This is a genomic window from Desulfovibrio sp. (genome assembly GCF_047607245.1).
In the GTDB taxonomy this organism is placed as follows: Bacteria; Desulfobacterota; Desulfovibrionia; order Desulfovibrionales; family Desulfovibrionaceae; genus Desulfovibrio.
Genome location: NZ_JASGDK010000004.1, coordinates 23,317 through 37,932 on the forward strand (window position 1 = coordinate 23,317; position 14,616 = coordinate 37,932).

14 protein-coding genes are annotated in these 14,616 nt (G+C 55.9%); 7 read left to right on the forward strand and 7 right to left on the reverse strand.

Annotated elements, in window-relative coordinates; all coding sequences use genetic code 11:
- Positions 1-441: 441 nt before the first annotated feature.
- A complete protein-coding gene (locus tag QM579_RS00405) occupies positions 442-882 on the reverse strand; it encodes a DUF134 domain-containing protein (protein ID WP_414997264.1) in 441 nt (146 codons plus the stop codon).
- On the opposite strand from QM579_RS00405, the gene QM579_RS00410 reads away from it, so the two are divergent.
- Positions 881-1,027, forward strand: coding sequence for a hypothetical protein (locus QM579_RS00410; protein ID WP_414997265.1), 147 nt, complete (start codon positions 881-883; stop codon positions 1,025-1,027). The two genes, QM579_RS00405 and QM579_RS00410, sit on opposite strands and share 2 nt — an antisense overlap.
- 222 nt (positions 1,028-1,249) lie before the next feature.
- Here QM579_RS00410 and QM579_RS00415 read toward each other — a convergent pair whose 3' ends face one another.
- Complete coding sequence (locus tag QM579_RS00415; protein WP_414997266.1) at positions 1,250-1,612, reverse strand: hypothetical protein; 363 nt, start codon at positions 1,610-1,612, stop codon at positions 1,250-1,252.
- A 447-nt stretch (positions 1,613-2,059) separates the two neighbouring features.
- Between QM579_RS00415 and aldA the strand changes: the two genes are divergently transcribed.
- Entirely contained in the window at positions 2,060-3,496 is a 1,437-nt protein-coding gene (gene aldA, locus QM579_RS00420; RefSeq protein ID WP_414997267.1) for an aldehyde dehydrogenase, read from the forward strand.
- Between the two features lie 280 nt (positions 3,497-3,776).
- Here the strand turns inward: aldA and QM579_RS00425 are convergent, their stop codons facing one another.
- Together QM579_RS00425 and QM579_RS00430 are read right to left on the reverse strand one after the other, a co-directional pair.
- Positions 3,777-4,124 carry a cupin domain-containing protein gene (locus QM579_RS00425; RefSeq protein WP_414997268.1) on the reverse strand — a complete coding sequence of 116 codons (348 nt, stop codon included), beginning with the start codon at positions 4,122-4,124 and terminating at the stop codon, positions 3,777-3,779.
- A gap of 101 nt (positions 4,125-4,225) precedes the next feature.
- Complete coding sequence (locus QM579_RS00430; RefSeq protein WP_414997269.1) at positions 4,226-7,111, reverse strand: mechanosensitive ion channel domain-containing protein; 2,886 nt, start codon at positions 7,109-7,111, stop codon at positions 4,226-4,228.
- Positions 7,112-7,291: 180 nt separating this feature from the next.
- Between QM579_RS00430 and QM579_RS00435 the strand changes: the two genes are divergently transcribed.
- Both QM579_RS00435 and thiE read left to right on the forward strand, forming a co-directional pair.
- Entirely contained in the window at positions 7,292-8,371 is a 1,080-nt protein-coding gene (locus tag QM579_RS00435; RefSeq protein ID WP_414997270.1) for a DUF362 domain-containing protein, read from the forward strand.
- Positions 8,372-8,381: 10 nt separating this feature from the next.
- On the forward strand, positions 8,382-9,035 hold the full coding sequence (gene thiE / locus QM579_RS00440; protein ID WP_414997271.1) for a thiamine phosphate synthase: 654 nt from the start codon (positions 8,382-8,384) through the stop codon (positions 9,033-9,035).
- Positions 9,036-9,379: 344 nt separating this feature from the next.
- On the opposite strand, the gene QM579_RS00445 is transcribed toward thiE, so the two are convergent.
- Positions 9,380-10,258, reverse strand: coding sequence for a LysR substrate-binding domain-containing protein (locus tag QM579_RS00445; RefSeq protein WP_414997272.1), 879 nt, complete (start codon positions 10,256-10,258; stop codon positions 9,380-9,382).
- 295 nt (positions 10,259-10,553) lie between these two features.
- Here QM579_RS00445 and QM579_RS00450 point away from each other — a divergent pair, with 295 nt between their 5' ends.
- The 3 genes from QM579_RS00450 to QM579_RS00460 all read left to right on the forward strand — a co-directional run bounded on the left by QM579_RS00450 (position 10,554) and on the right by QM579_RS00460 (position 12,367).
- Positions 10,554-10,943 carry a CidA/LrgA family protein gene (locus tag QM579_RS00450; RefSeq protein ID WP_414997273.1) on the forward strand — a complete coding sequence of 130 codons (390 nt, stop codon included), beginning with the start codon at positions 10,554-10,556 and terminating at the stop codon, positions 10,941-10,943.
- On the forward strand, positions 10,928-11,641 hold the full coding sequence (locus QM579_RS00455) for an LrgB family protein (protein ID WP_414997274.1): 714 nt from the start codon (positions 10,928-10,930) through the stop codon (positions 11,639-11,641). The genes QM579_RS00450 and QM579_RS00455 overlap by 16 nt, the downstream gene beginning before the upstream one ends.
- A gap of 546 nt (positions 11,642-12,187) precedes the next feature.
- Complete coding sequence (locus QM579_RS00460; protein WP_414997275.1) at positions 12,188-12,367, forward strand: hypothetical protein; 180 nt, start codon at positions 12,188-12,190, stop codon at positions 12,365-12,367.
- A gap of 421 nt (positions 12,368-12,788) precedes the next feature.
- Here QM579_RS00460 and QM579_RS00465 read toward each other — a convergent pair whose 3' ends face one another.
- Complete coding sequence (locus QM579_RS00465; RefSeq protein ID WP_414997276.1) at positions 12,789-13,547, reverse strand: class I SAM-dependent methyltransferase; 759 nt, start codon at positions 13,545-13,547, stop codon at positions 12,789-12,791.
- A 444-nt stretch (positions 13,548-13,991) separates the two neighbouring features.
- Positions 13,992-14,616 (reverse strand): SPL family radical SAM protein (locus tag QM579_RS00470; RefSeq protein WP_414997277.1); only part of this gene is annotated, 625 nt, incomplete at its 5' end.

Consider the following 14,616-nt stretch of genomic DNA (forward strand, 5'->3'; position numbering starts at 1 on the left):
TGACTGCTGCCCTGAGCCAAGGGGGCTGCGGTTTGGGGATGCCCGTGCAGGGGAGCTGGATAGGGCAGGCACAAGCCATATGTGCAAGCCATATGCGCAGCTGCGTGGCTTGGCTGGTGAGCAACGGGTTGAGCTCCGCTGATTTGCGTAAAACGTTCTTGTGCTTTTAAAATGTATGGTACTTACTGCTATGTAAGTACATATATAAAATGTAGTGAAATACGGTTGTCCAATGGCTGTGCCGTGTGCCGTAAAAACCGCCAGAGACACGACGCGTCAGAGTTTTCATTTTGATAATGCGCACGATCTGCATCTTTTCAGAGTAAGCTACCCTGCCTCAGACCTTCCAGATCAATCAGCCGCACGGTTTTTTGATTTGAACGCGTAACCCGTAATAACGTGCCAGATGCCTCGAGCATGCAAACCGTTAAAGGGGGCGGCTCAAAAGCCTTGTCTGCGGTGGTGATGGCAGCCACCGTGCCCGCACGGTTCGTCTGCATCCTCGCAGAGTTTGTATTCACCGCCTTCAATACGCAGGATCTTGCTGTTCACCAGCGCGTCAGCCAGCTTTTTTCGTGCCTCTGCATAGATGCTCTGCACGGTGGTGCGCGCGATCTGCATTTTTTCAGCACAGGCTTCCTGCGTCAGGCCTTCCAGATCAATCAGCCGCACGGTTTCATACTGGTCTACGGTCATGATGACGGATTCTCCGGGCATGCCGTGTCCTGCATGCCCTCTGCGCCCGCCGCGCCCTGAGCCGTGCATGCCGCGACGCATTCCGCAGCCACGCCCCTGTGTTTCCTCTATAGGCATAGTGCCGTCAGTGTCAGCCACAGGGGCATCAGTTCCTGCCACCGGGCCGAAACAGGTACTCTGGGGCATGCAGCAGACTCTGCGCCATTTTTTGGGTCTTGGCATGGGGCTTCTCTTGGTAAAACGTGAAGCCGCCCCGGCAGGGAGCGGCCTTATGGCATCAGAAGCTGCGGACCGGCTGCAAGGGCAGGCTGCCCAGCGAGTTGATGCATAGTGCAATTGTGTATCTGCCCGGTGCGGATTTTACAAAAACTCGCACCGCAGAATGCTTGCAAAGCGAACGCATTTTGGAGTCAACGAGCTTTGCAATGCTTTATATTTCAAAGGTGCCATTCTGCCGGAAAATGTAATTTCCGGCAGAATCTACTCCGCGTTGGGTCGCGCTGCGCTTTTGCGCAGCGCTAGAGCTGGTAAGTTTTTTCAAAGTCAAAATGCCTTAATTGGCGTCGTCGTTTGTGGCGCAGGCAGGGTCGGAATTCATATTACGGTCACGGCACATGCCATGCCCGTGCCCACGGCCATGTGCTTGACGGCAGCCTTGCTCAGGACCGCGCCCCTCGTTCTGGTTACCCTGGCCCATACCGTGACCCATGACGTGACCCATACCGCGGCAAGCGCCGTGCTGGTGTCCGTGGCGCATGCGCATGCTGTTTTGTCCCATGCCGTTTTGCGGCATTTCTTCCTGACGCGTTTCGTCTGTGGGCATGCATTCAGTGGCGGCCCTTCTGCCGCATCTGCCAAAGCCGTGACCAGAATGCTGCCCCGCATTTTTGCGGCCTGTAGAATTGGTATCATACATAGTAAATCTCCTCAATTTAGGTGGTTGTGCATGTGCCACAGCGGCACATGCATTTATTGACATATGTCATAAACAAAATATGGCCATTTTATGACATATGTCAATAACTGTCACCGGAAAGAATTATCTTTTCTGTCATGACTATGATTAACAGTCTAATTTTTAAGTATAAAAAATTTCCAAGGCTCTGGAGGGTGCGGTGGCAGATATTCAAACCGGGGAAAGGTATTGCCGAAAACCATTGCTGCCGGGTGCAGGAAAAGGCGAGCGTAGCTGGCTGAGGGGAACGGACGTCGGGTTACGGCTTGCATTGATTGGTATTGAGAACGGCATGTATTACGTCACGGTTCAGCACGTGTGCCGCCAAGCCGCGCCCCTGCGGCATTTCCGGGCGGCTTTACCTTAATTCTGTTTTATGGCTAAGTTGAAGCAAACCAAGGAGAGAACATGCGTACATATTTGCAGTTCATCAACGGTAAGCTGGTACCCGGTCTCTCGGATTCAATGATTGAAGTTGAAAATCCCTCGACCGGAAAAATAATGGCCCATACGCCCAATGGTGGGCGTGAGGATGCAATGGCCGCTCTGGAAGCGGCCCACAGGGCTCAGAGCGGCTGGGCCGCCCTGACATCGGCAGCGCGGGCGGAATACCTTAAGAAATTCGCGGCGGTCATTCGCAAAAATCGTCTGGTACTGGGCCGCATTCTGGCCGACGAACAGGCCAAAACCCATCCTCTTGCCCAGGTTGAGGTGGATTTTACAGCAGACTATTTTGACTATTACGCTGGCTGGGCGCGCATTTATGAAGGCGAGATCATTCAAAGCGACCGCCCGCGCGAAAATATCCTGCTGTATCGGCAGCCCATCGGCGTGGTCGTGGGCATTTGCCCCTGGAACTTCCCCTTCTTTGTCATGGCCCGCAAGGTTGCTCCATCGCTGCTGGTGGGCTGCACCGCCGTTATCAAACCCAGCAGCGTGGCCCCGGCTACCACAATGGAATTTGCTCGGCTGGTGGCTGAAGAAGTGGACCTGCCTGCAGGTGTGCTCAATATCATCACTGGCGGCGGCAGCAGCATGGGCGAGGCTCTTGCCTCCAGCCCGCAGGCAGACATGGTTTCCCTTACAGGCAGCGTTGAAGCCGGGCAGCGCATTATTGCCGCCAGCGTTGAAAACGTTACCAAGATTTCGCTGGAGCTGGGCGGCAAGGCCCCGGCCATTGTGTGCCTGGATGCGGATCAGGATCTGGCCGTCAAGGCCATCACTGCCTCGCGTACCATCTTCAGCGGTCAGGTGTGCAACTGCGCCGAACGTCTCTACGTACATGAAAGCATTGCCGACCAGTTTGCCGAAAAACTTGCAGTGGCGTTCAATAATGTGCGCCTTGGAAATCCCTTTGACGACCCTGCGCCGGATATGTGCAGCCAGATCAGCGCCGAGCATCTTGCTAAAATTGAAGGTATGGTGGCCCGCGCCCAAGCTGACGGGGCAGAAACTGTCACTGGCGGCGCGCGCGCTCCTCGTGGAAGCGGCTATTTCTACACGCCGACCCTGTTGCGCAACTGCCATCAGAATATGGAAATCGTGCGTAAGGAAGTGTTCGGCCCGGTGCTGCCCATGCTGACCTTCCGCGATCTGGATGAGGCCATTGCCTTGTCCAATGACTGCGAATACGGCCTGACGTCGTCCATCTACACGCGCAATATCAGCAGCGCCCTTGAGGCGGTGAACAAACTGAAGTTTGGCGAAACCTATGTAAACCGCGAAAATTTTGAGGCCATGCAGGGCTTCCACGCGGGCTGGCGCAAGTCCGGCATTGGCGGGGCCGACGGCAAGCACGGGCTTATGGAGTACCTGCAAACCCACGTTGCCTACATCCAGTATTAGGCAGCGCCGCCTGCAAGGTATTCTGCCGGGCGGAGCATGTTTACTCTTTCAAAGGTAACAAGCTCAAAGAAATGTCGTTAACGGTTTAATTTCTTAGCTATAACGAAGAAATTTGACGCAGAAACATCTGAAAAGCGCTCGTGACGGCACAGCCTGGGCTCACCGTTCTGAGCGATATAAAAAAAAAACACAGGAGAAGTCATACGGCTTCTCCTGTGTTTTTTGTTCTGCCCCTAAACCAGAGCATTTGGCTTATTGCGCTGATCTGCGCAGGCCGATGCTATTTCGTGAACAGAATAAGGGCGATCATTTCCATATCTTCAGTGCCGCTGTTGAGTATGCCGTGCACTTCACCATCGTTACAGACAGTCACGTCACCGGGCTTGACCTGTACGGCAGTGCCGTTGTCGTCATAGGTGCCGTGACCTTTGAGCACATAATAGATTTCCAGTTCGCCGCTGTGCTTGTGGCTGCCGATGGCGCAGCCGGGCTTGAGGTTCACCACGTTGAAGAGGCGGCCCTTGCCGGCCAGGCCGTCTTCGCTGACAATTTTGGTGAACTTGGTGGTTCCGGGGCCGCCAAACATTTCTTTTTCAAATCCGTCCAGTGCGTCAGCGCGATAGATCATATGCTCTCCTTGTGCCTTGTGTTTGACTGCGGTCCTGGGGGAGCAGCAGCCGTGGAGCGTTTTGGCCCAGTGCAGTGCCGGGCCGGGCGCGTTCTGCTTGCCTATGCTTCGTCTTCGTCGTCATCAGCCGTGGCAGGTACTGGCGTGGCAAGAGCAGCGCCCGCTGCCCCGGGGGCAAGGGATCTGCGCCGGGGACGCCGGGGCGGCTTTTTGACGGCGCGCTCTTCCGACGGCGGACGCGCGCTTTTCACGCGGGGTGGTATATCCTTGATGTGAATATCCAGCTGCGGAAAGGCCACTTCAATACGCTGATTGCGAAACTCTTTCTCGATTTCAACACGGATATCAGAGGCGGTGGAGGTGCCCACGTCGTAGTCACGCACCCAGAAGCGCAGGCTGAAATCAAGGGTGCTGGCCCCAAAATCCGCAAAGGCCACGGTTGGCGGGGGATATTTGAGCACGTTGCTGTTGGCGTTGGCCGTGGCCAGCAAGACGCGCATGACAGTGGCAGTGTCGCTGCCGTAGGCCACGCCTATCTTGATTTCCTTGCGCACCGTGCGGCTGTTGCGCGTCCAGTTAATGAGGCGGCTGGCTACAAATTCAGAGTTGGGCACGATGATGAGCGCATTATCAAATGTTTCAACCATTGTGGCGCGCACGCTGATTTTGCGTACCCGCCCCTGGGTGCCGCCCACCTCGACCACGTCGCCAGCCTGAAGCGTGCGGCTGAAAATAAGAATGAGCCCGGAAAGGAAGTTGTTAACAATGGTCTGCATGCCAAAACCGATACCGACAGAAAGACCACCAGCCACCATTGCCAGATTGCTCAGTTCCATGCCCAGAGCCTTGAGCACAAAGAGGCCGAAGCAGCACCACAGGGCGTAGGAAAAAGCCGTCTGCATCGGCGGAATGAGGGTGGAATCTATTTGCAGCCCCTGTTTGGGCAGGCGGCCCAGAAAGCGGGAGCCCATCCCCACGGCTGTGCGCGTAATGTAGAACGCGCTGACGATCATAAGCAGATGCAGTATGTTGAACTGCGTTGTGCCCACGTTGACGCCCCGCAGTATGTAGTACTGCAGCAGGGGCAGGCCGCCGGGCAGCGTGCTTACCCACAGGGTAACGCCCACAAAGGCCAGCACCAGCACAACAGGAGCGGCCAGTGCCACGGCCATGTGGGCCAGTGCCGCGCGCACGCCTTCCTGAGGCAATTTTTCGCTTACTGTGGTCACAAAGCTCATGCCGCCCAGCGAAAGCTGAAGGGCGATGGAGCAGGACACAAAGCAGAGGTAGAGCACCATGCTGTAAAGATGCAGGCCAAAGATGCTCATGATGAGGCATATCCACAGCACAACGGGTTCGCTTTCCAGCACCGAAGTTTCCGCGTGCAGGGGGCCGAGATCCTGTTCCTTGCGGCGGCGCATGCGGATGATGTCCGCAATAAGCAGGGCCATCCAGATGATGAGCACCAGCGGTTTGACCAGCGGCAGGTAAAGAAGCACATAGGCGCACAGTGTCAGCGGAATAAGGTGCCACAGCGGCGACCGTTCGATCTGCACCTCGGGATATTTGAGCTGCCGCAAGTCCCAGGCCAGATATATCTGGGCAACAATAAGGCTCAGGTTGCCGAAAGCCAGAAACAGCCGGAAGAACTCGCCCGAAGCGGCCAGGGAACTGCCAAGAAGCGCCAGGCCCACGCAGAGCCAGGGCAGGGTTACATGAAAAATGTGTTTTACCGTCGGGCTGGATTTTTCGTTCAGCCAGCGCCGCGACAGCATCACCGTGATGACGCCCGTGAAAAGCAGGCAGACGAAGAAGCGCAGAATGGCCGTGCCCCAAGTTTCCAGCGTAATGGGAACTTCAACGGGGATGCGTAGCAGCATGCCCTGTAAGGAATAAGTCATCTGCTTGGAAAAATCTGTCCAGGCCGTGGGGCTGAGCCAGGGCACCGGCTTTTGCAGGTAATAGTCCTTCCACAGGGCGGGCAGTTGCGAGGCGATTTCCTCACGTGTTTTTTCAAGACGGTTGAGCAGCGCCAGTGAAGGGGCAAGGGCCGTGTCGTACTGCGCAAGCACCGCCGTAAGACGCAGGCGGGTCATGGCCAGAGAGCGGATGTATTCCTGCATCTCTGGGCTGAGGCGTTCGTCGTGCAGGTCTTCGGGCAGGCTGTCGGCCAGATAGCTGATGCGTTCAAGCAGGGCCTGCGACTCAACACGCGCTACCGTCATAGGCGCGAGAATCTTGTTCACTTCCGCGATGGTCACCGTAAGGCGGCGACTCACGGCTTCCATAGCGTTGGGCCAGTTTTTATAGGTATTGCTCAACACAAGCAGACGGCGTGCTTCCTCAATAAAGGGCTGCACTTTTTCGCTGACGTTGAAGGCGCGGTCGCCAAAGGTATCGCTCATGGCCAGCGCCTTGGCGTTGACCTCGTCCAGCATGTTGTGCTGGTTGCTCCAGACCATTGACCACGGGTCGTGCAGCACGCCGGTTTTATCTTCTTCCTGCTGCGCGGCTTCTTCGCCGTCCGGGGCGTCTTTTTTTTCGGATTCGGCTGCGCGGTTTTCGTTTTTATCAGCCTTGGACGCAGCAGCGTCCTTTTTTTCAACCTTGGGCTTTGGGGGCGCTTTTTTTTCGGCCTTGGGCTTGGGAGCTTCTTTTTTCTCCTGCTTTTCAGCCTTTTCCGGCTGCTGCGCCGGGCTGGTGCCGGATTCGGCCGAAGGGGCTACAGGCTGAACCTGAGCGGCGGCAGGCACGCTTTCAGGGGAGACGGGCCGTCCAACCGGAGGTTCTGGCTGACCGGGAACCGCAGTTGCGGTATCCGCAGCGCGGGCTGGGCTGTCGGTGGCGGTGTCGCCCTGCCGTGGCTTTTCAGCAGCAGCGGCGGCTTCTTGCGGCGCGGCTGCTTCAGCGGCCAACGCCCGTTGCCCGGTTGTGAAACAGCACAGGAGCAGCAGAAAGCAAGCAAGAAAACGGAATATGGAATGCATGAACAACCTCAAGAGGATCTGCCGGAGTTTTTTCGTCACTGCCCGAAAGGGGAATTTTCCCGCGGGGCGCGTGAAAAACGGCGTGACATCATTGCCATTACGCCGTTCTGAATCCATACGCCAAGAGCCGAGCTTTGAAAAGAGCGCAGGCTGGAGAGCACCGCAGGGGCATGCCGCAGTATGTCCATTCCTGACTGCCATTGCGCGGGCTTTCTGCCCAAACCGGGGCTGGACAACGCGACCGCTCAACGGCATATTCAGCCAATGGAAAAACAACCCGCCTCCGCCCATGCCGTGCCCGTGGCTCTTGCCCGTTGTGAAGGTTACGACCGCAAGTCCCTTGACCAACTGGTGGGGGACGTGCTGGACGCCGCCCAGATTGCCCAGTCCTGTTCCCTCAAAGTGGGAACCAAGGTGCTTGTGAAGCCCAACCTGCTTATGGGCAAGTCGCTGGCGTGCACATCGCCGGGGGTGGTTGTGGCCGCCTGCCGCTGGCTGCGTGATCACGGCGCGCAGATGGCCGTGGCGGATTCTCCCGGTTTTGGGCGGGCCGGGGCTGTGGCCCGCGCCATCGGGCTTGAGAGCGCCCTGCGGCCTTTGGGCCTTACCGTGCGCCAGCTGGACAAGCCTGTGCCCGTAACATTGCCGCTGCTGCCAGGCGTCCGATCTTCGCTTTCAGGCAAGGGTGCGCCGCGTTTTCATGTGGCAAGCGCCGTGCGTGAATGCGATTTCATTCTTTCTTTGCCAAGAGTCAAAGCGCACGGGCAGATGCTGCTCACCCTGGCGGTAAAGAACTGCTTTGGCTGCGTGAGCGGCCTGCACAAGGCCGTGGCCCATGCCCGCGAGGGGCGTGACCCTGCCTATTTTGCTGACTGTCTGGCTGCCTTGTGGGCCACATTGCCGCCAGTGGCGGCCCTTGCCGACGGCGGTGTGGCCATGCACGTCACCGGGCCGTCAGGAGGCAAGCCTTTTGTGCTCAAGCTGATGGGAGCCAGCGCCTCGGCTGTTGCTCTGGACGAAGCCCTGTACGCGGTGTTTGGTCTTGCGCCCGAGGCTGTGCCCCTCGGGGCGGCCCTGGTGCGCCGTAAAGCGCCGGGCAGCGCGGCATCCGGCACGGAAGTGACTTTTCCCCTGTTGCGCCCAGAAAATTTTGACGCTCGCGGCTTTGAGCTGCCGCAACAGCTTGCCCATACTTCTTTTCATCCCGCACGCTTTGTGCAGAGCTGCATACGCCGTGTCGTTGCAGCCATAAAAAAGTAAGGAACTGATAATGGCCAAAATTCTTCCTGGTGAAGCGGATATTTATGCCATCACTGACGCGCGCCTGTCTTTGGGACGCTCTCTTGAAGAAGTCGCTTCAGCCCTGCTGGGCGCGGGCGTGCGTATTTTGCAGTATCGCGAAAAGCACCTCAAGGGCGGTGAAATGCTTGAAGAATGCCGCCTGTTGCGCCGCCTGACCAGTGAAGCCGGAGCCTGCTTCATCGTGAACGATCATGTGGATATAGCCATGCTGGTCGAAGCCGACGGCGTGCATGTCGGGCAGGAAGATCTGCCCGTGCCGGAGGTGCGCAAACTGGTTGGGCCGGACATGATCATCGGCCTTTCCACGCATGAGCCGGAGCAGGCCCTGGCAGCCAGAGGACTTGGCGCGGACTATCTGGGCGTGGGACCGATTTTCGCCACGCAGACCAAGGAAGACGTGGTGGCCCCTGTGGGCTTTGCCTATCTGGACTGGGTTGCCGCCAATATTGACCTGCCCTTTGTTGCCATTGGGGGCATCAAGGCCCACAATATCGCTGACGTGGCCCGGCATGGGGCACGTTGCTGCTGCCTTGTGTCCGAACTGGTGGGCGCGCCTGACGTCGCTGCCAGCGTAAGGGCCGTGCGTGAAGCCATGCATGAGGGGTTGCAGGAGGCTCTTTAACCAGTGCTTCCTTAGAAAGAGCAGCCAGACATTTTTACGTTAAATTTTTTGCGGGGCACTAAACCTCCGCTGTGAAATACTCCGGCTGAAATGACGCGGAATAAAAGGCCGCCAGCTGGTGAGTAAAAATTACGCAGATGCGATACAGGTATCAAAAGCGGGACGCTTATCCAGTAGGAGAGCGTCCCGCTTTTGTCTGGGCATTTGTATCTGCTCAACTGCTGCGGCTGCTTTTTGTGGCCGCTGGCATATATTGTTGCTTCGCGGCGTCCTGCGCGCGTGGCCGCTGATGTTTTCTGTAAAAAATTGCGGTCAGACGCCGCGTAAACCCTGCAACTGTGGACTCAAGCCTGGCCGTTTTGCGCCTCCTGCCTGTGCAGGCACTGGTGCAGGGCCGTCATGTTGGCGGAAAGCATGCTCTTGCGCCAGACCAGCTCCGTGGTGGCCTTGCACAGCGGATGCTCCAGCGGATGTACGGAAAGTGTTCCGTCCGAACGGCAAAGGTGCAGCACAGATTCCGGCACCACGCCCACGCCCATACCTGCAATAACGCCGCCCACAATGGCGTGGTAGGAAGCCAGTTCCGCTATGCGTTCCGGCTCCCGCCCGAAAGCCCGAAACCAGCTGACCAGACGGTTGCGGTAGGCGCAGCCGCCCTGAAAGGCCAGCACCGTCTTGCGTCCGATGTCGTCAGGGTAATGGATGGCGGCGTGTCCTTCCGGCGCGATAACCACCAGCTCTTCAGCAAATGCGTCCATTCGCGCCAGCCTTTCGTCCTGCGGCATATCCACAACAAAGGCGGCGTCCAGCCTGTTTTCCAGAATGTCCTCATACAACGAGCGGCTGGTGCCGATGGAGAGCTCCAGCGATATTTGCGGATACCCCGCGTGCAGGCGTGCCAGCACTTCGGGCAGCCGCACTGCAGCCGCGCTTTCCAGCGCGCCGATGCGAAATTTGCCGCCCGGAGCCATGCTTCGGACGCGGTTTTCAGCTTCGTCCACCATCGCAAGTATCTTGAGGGCATAATCATACAGGGTTTGTGCCTTGTCTGTGGGGTGGAGCCGTTTTTTTTCGCGCAGAAAAAGCTGCACCCCAAGAGCTTCTTCCAGCTGAAGGATGCGCGTGGTCACGCCTGAGGGAACGCGGTTCAGTTCCTTGGCGGCGGCTGTAATGCTGCCTGTCTCCATAACGCTGACAAGGGTGCGCAGGTCCGTCAATTCCATATATTCACCAATTTTGATGTTCTTTGTTATTTTTATTCATTTGTCATGAATATAGCCATTGGATAGTCTGTTTGCAATACAAGGGGCAACTGGCTGTTTTTACTGACTGTCAGAAAATTCCTGAGCTTGAACATGCCCAATGTCAGCGGAGTTTGGCATCCGCATGCAGGGGCAGGAAGTTTTTCGTCGGCATGCTCCGGCGGCGCACGGTTCACAATTTTGCCGGATGTGCCGGATTGCCATCAAATTATGGCGCGGTTGCCGCGCAAAGGCCCAACACTGGCGGTATTTGGAAATGAAAGAGACATGGAAGTTTTTATGGCAGATGGCCATTCTGGCGGGCCTGTTCTGGGGATCGGACTGGGTGGTACGTGCCACCGGGCTGCCAATGCCCGGTAATGTGCTTGGCATTGTGGTGCTTTTTCTCCTCTTGCTTACCGGAATCGTCAAGGAAGACCACATAAGCACAGCGGCCAACTTTTTGCTCAAGCATATGGTTTTTTTCTTTGTGCCTGTTGCTGTTGGCCTCATGCAGTGGGGCGGCGTTTTTTACGACTACGGCTGGATATTGCTGGTAGCCATAGTTGTGGGCGCTGTTTTGCCCTTGCTCACCGTGGGGCTGTTGGGCCGTGCCTTACGCTGTAGGGCGCGCAGGCGGGAGGGCGAATCATGCAATCCTATGTAAGCATAAGCACGGTGCTGTGCATTCTGGGCACGCTGTTGGCCTATATGGCGGTGCGTGCGCTGTATCTGCGCTACAAGCATCCGCTGCTGAATATCGTGGCTCTTGGAGCCGCTGCGGTCATTATTGTGCTGGTGACCTTTGATATTCCCTACGCCGTGTATGAACCTGCTTCAAAGATTATGACCTCCTTCATTGGCCCTGCCACGGTTGCTCTGGCGCTGCCTCTGTACCGTTACCGCCTTGTGCTTTTGCGCTACGCACTTGCCATTATGGGCAGCGTGTGCGCCGGAGCCTTTGTGGCTATGTTTTCCACCGGGCTGATGGCGAGAGTTGGCGGGTTGCCGCAGGAAGTTGTCATATCCATCATGCCCAAGAGCGTGTCCATCCCCTTTGCCATCGAAATCGCAGGCATGTATGGCGGTATACCGTCGCTGACGGCGGCCTTTGTGGTAGCCACGGGCACGCTTGGCTCCCTTATAGGCGGCTGGACTCTGAACCTTGCACGTGTGGCTGACCCCTTTGCCAGAGGACTGGCCCTGGGCACTGTGTCACACGCTCAGGGAACCGCTGCGGCCCTTCAGGAAGGTGAGGAACAGGGGGCTATGGCTGGCCTGGCGCTCATTTTGGCAGGCATCATCACTGCCGCGCTGGCCCCTTTTGTGGTCTGGCTGGTATTGCGCCTACCGGTTCTCGGCTAGCCGCTTGGAGCACGAGCTGCCGCAGGGTTTGCTGGACTGTGCCCAGGTTTGGGCCGGAGTGGGAAATGGTGTGAGTAATTATTACGCACCTTCTGGATATGAATGAGTAAAATTGTAGCACAAGCGTTGAAAGACTCACGGGATTTTATTTTAATTTAAGCTATAAAAGCAGCATGATATGGGAATATCTCATGCCTGGCACGGCTCTTGCCATTAGTATAATGCTCCCGCTAATGGTTTAGTCGGCCAGCCTTCCAGGCAGGGGCTGACCGCAGATTGGATTGTCCACACCCTCCTCCTGTGACAACCCCGAAGCGTCAGGCGGGCGCACCCCACAACCCCCGCCGGACGCCCATGCTCAACCCCCGTGAGCCTCCTTGCTAGCCCCGGCCGGACCCACTCCGGCCGGGGCTAAAATTTTTTCAGGCAAACAGCTACCCCCTGCGGGTAAGCCCTGTGCCGTGCCCGGCCTTTTTTGCCGCCGTCATCTCTTTTTCAAATCGTGCCGCGTGTTCTGGTCATGCGACTGCGCCGCTGCTGCTCAGTATGCCCTTGCGCGGTCTGGGGCAGGCTCCCCAATGGCTGGGTACGCCACGGAGCTACGCTGCCGTGCGCTGGCTGGCTCTGCCCAAGAACTCTATGAGCTGTCGGATTCTCCAAAACAGATATGCCGGGGAGGGCAGCTACGCCAGCGCTGGGGCATATTGGCAGGGCGTCTTTGTATAGAGCATTTGAATTTTGAAAAAATTTAAATGCTCTACCGTTTCACAAGAATGCAGTGCGCCGCGTAGGGGCGCTCTGCATTCTGCTAAAAAGCGCATTCTTTGGCAGAATGACAACTTTGAAATGTGGTGCATTTCAAAGTTGACCTGCTTAAGGGGCTGTCTCTAAACAAATGATTTTGTGCAAGGCCAAGGGAAAGGCTTTTTACGAAAGGAGTGTGCTTTTGCGGTACATGACGGAAGCAAAAAATGTCCTTCTGCCCCGCCAGTTGGGCAAAAGAATAGATGAAACTAGGGCATAGATTTGGTTCTAGAGGGATTATTGCAAGGCTGTTGAGGGCGGTAAGGCATTTGGGGGTGCCGGATACGATTGATTCTGCGCCACTGGTACAGCCCTAGTTGTCGCCAGCCGCTCGCCGTATATTCTACAGTCGCGCTATTTCCCATATTGCCAGGCATTTGTCCTGGTACTGACCGGCATTCTCCGTACAGTTTTCGTTGATTAGGTCAGTTGGGGCGGGAAAATTGAAGGGGGGCAGGCACAGATTCAAGGGGCGCCAGCGGGTGTTCTGGTCCAGATCATAATTTTCTGTGCAACTGGTAAATGTTGTGGCGGAAAAATAGTGGATGTCGCTGTTCCTTATGGTGGTCAGAGCTTTGGCAATTTCCTCAAAGCTCAAATGCACAAAGCAGTCTCGAGTCAGCAACATGTCTGCTGCTGGCAGCGGCCCACGGCACAAATCAAGCAGCAGGAATGAAAATTTTCTGCCAAACTTAATTTTATTTTTCTCTATTAAATCTGCAACGATATCTCCTCCTGTATAGGCGATGTCAGTAAAATCCATTGATGAAATCCAGTGGCAGTCGCCACATGGAATGTCCAATACGCTTTTTATGCTGTATTTGAAGAAAATTTTTTGCAGTTCTGTGCGCAGCTTCTCCGTCTGTTGTAGTGATGATCCTGTGCCAGAGCAGCTTTCGTTCCCGCCAAATCCTCCACAATGGTATATTTGGTCAAAGTCAATATCTGTTTGCGATGCCAGTGCCGCTGCTTGTCTGAAGTTTTGTATATAGTGCAGTAGCGGATTGATGTTTTGTGCCAGTGCTTCCGGGTGAAATCTCAGATAGTTCAGCGGGATGAAGTGTCTGTTAGGCTGATAGCCCTTGCGCGGACCAAACTGCATGTAATGTACAAGCGGGGGCATGGTGGCGGTTCTGCCCATCAGATAGCAACGGCGGTACCATGTCTCGTCAAAAAGGCCGCTCTCTTCCACCATGCGTAATTGACTGGCGGTGGGCATGGGATAGATTGGCAGTTGTTCGCAATCAGGCGGCAGGGGTGTTGGCATTGTCATGTGTAGATGCTCCGTAAGTGCTGGGTACCGCACTCCAGTGCTTGTTAGCGGCAATATGCCGCGATCTTTTGCGCCTGCAGCGCAGGCGAATGAAATTTCATGTGCTATAGGGGGCAAGCCCAGCCTAATACATTCTGCATCAGCCCTTCACAATACAATAATTCATGCTGGCGCGGAGAACAGAAGCCCCGTTGTTATACTGCGGTTCCAGCATTCGAGTTCACAAAAGCAGATATTGGTCACTATTCCTGTCTGATCAAAGAATAAAGCTCGTTATTCGAAGAGGCCCAGTTGCTTGGGGGCCTGCCTTGCTTCCATCGTACTCAGGTATTGAAAAATCTGCTCAGGCTCATGCATGATACCATGCTGCAAACAGTAGCGCCGGAAAAAGTCCATCAGGTTTTTGCTGCTTGGGCTGCTCAGTATGTATTGCGTTCCGTAGGTGCGGATGTATCTCTCTTTCATTCCGGGAAAGTGTCTATCAAGCTGGCTGTAGAAGTACTGCCGGTTCCCCTGGCGCAGCGTCATTCCCATGCCAAAATTAATTATGCCGCGCACCCTTGCCTCGGTGCAATATTGCAGGATGCCAGCAATATTCTCCGTTGTATCATTGATGAACGGTAGAATAGGGCAAAGCCATACCACAGTCGGAATCCCGGCATCTCGTAAACGGAGCAGCACGTTAAAGCGCTCCCTTGTGGTGCTTACGTTGGGTTCCAGCTTTTTGCACAACTCTTCATCGTGTGTGGTCAAGGTTATCTGAACTACGCACTTGGCCTTTTCATGTATTTTTTGCAACAGGTCCAGGTCGCGCAATATTCGATCTGATTTTGTGATCACGGTAAAGCCAAAACCGTACTCATGTATCAGCGACAGGGCCTTTCTGACATTTCCGATC

Coding starts and splice junctions, on each gene's coding strand:
- QM579_RS00430 (WP_414997269.1), bottom strand. CDS start 7,111: ATGCATTCCATATTCCGTTTTCTTGCTTGCTTTCTGCTGCTCCTGTGC.
- QM579_RS00425 (WP_414997268.1), bottom strand. CDS start 4,124: ATGATCTATCGCGCTGACGCACTGGACGGATTTGAAAAAGAAATGTTT.
- QM579_RS00415 (WP_414997266.1), bottom strand. CDS start 1,612: ATGTATGATACCAATTCTACAGGCCGCAAAAATGCGGGGCAGCATTCT.
- QM579_RS00450 (WP_414997273.1), top strand. CDS start 10,554: ATGAAAGAGACATGGAAGTTTTTATGGCAGATGGCCATTCTGGCGGGC.
- QM579_RS00435 (WP_414997270.1), top strand. CDS start 7,292: ATGTCCATTCCTGACTGCCATTGCGCGGGCTTTCTGCCCAAACCGGGG.
- QM579_RS00410 (WP_414997265.1), top strand. CDS start 881: ATGCAGCAGACTCTGCGCCATTTTTTGGGTCTTGGCATGGGGCTTCTC.
- QM579_RS00460 (WP_414997275.1), top strand. CDS start 12,188: ATGCCCTTGCGCGGTCTGGGGCAGGCTCCCCAATGGCTGGGTACGCCA.
- QM579_RS00445 (WP_414997272.1), bottom strand. CDS start 10,258: ATGGAATTGACGGACCTGCGCACCCTTGTCAGCGTTATGGAGACAGGC.
- QM579_RS00455 (WP_414997274.1), top strand. CDS start 10,928: ATGCAATCCTATGTAAGCATAAGCACGGTGCTGTGCATTCTGGGCACG.
- QM579_RS00405 (WP_414997264.1), bottom strand. CDS start 882: ATGCCCCAGAGTACCTGTTTCGGCCCGGTGGCAGGAACTGATGCCCCT.
- thiE (WP_414997271.1), top strand. CDS start 8,382: ATGGCCAAAATTCTTCCTGGTGAAGCGGATATTTATGCCATCACTGAC.
- QM579_RS00465 (WP_414997276.1), bottom strand. CDS start 13,547: ATGCAGTTTGGTCCGCGCAAGGGCTATCAGCCTAACAGACACTTCATC.
- aldA (WP_414997267.1), top strand. CDS start 2,060: ATGCGTACATATTTGCAGTTCATCAACGGTAAGCTGGTACCCGGTCTC.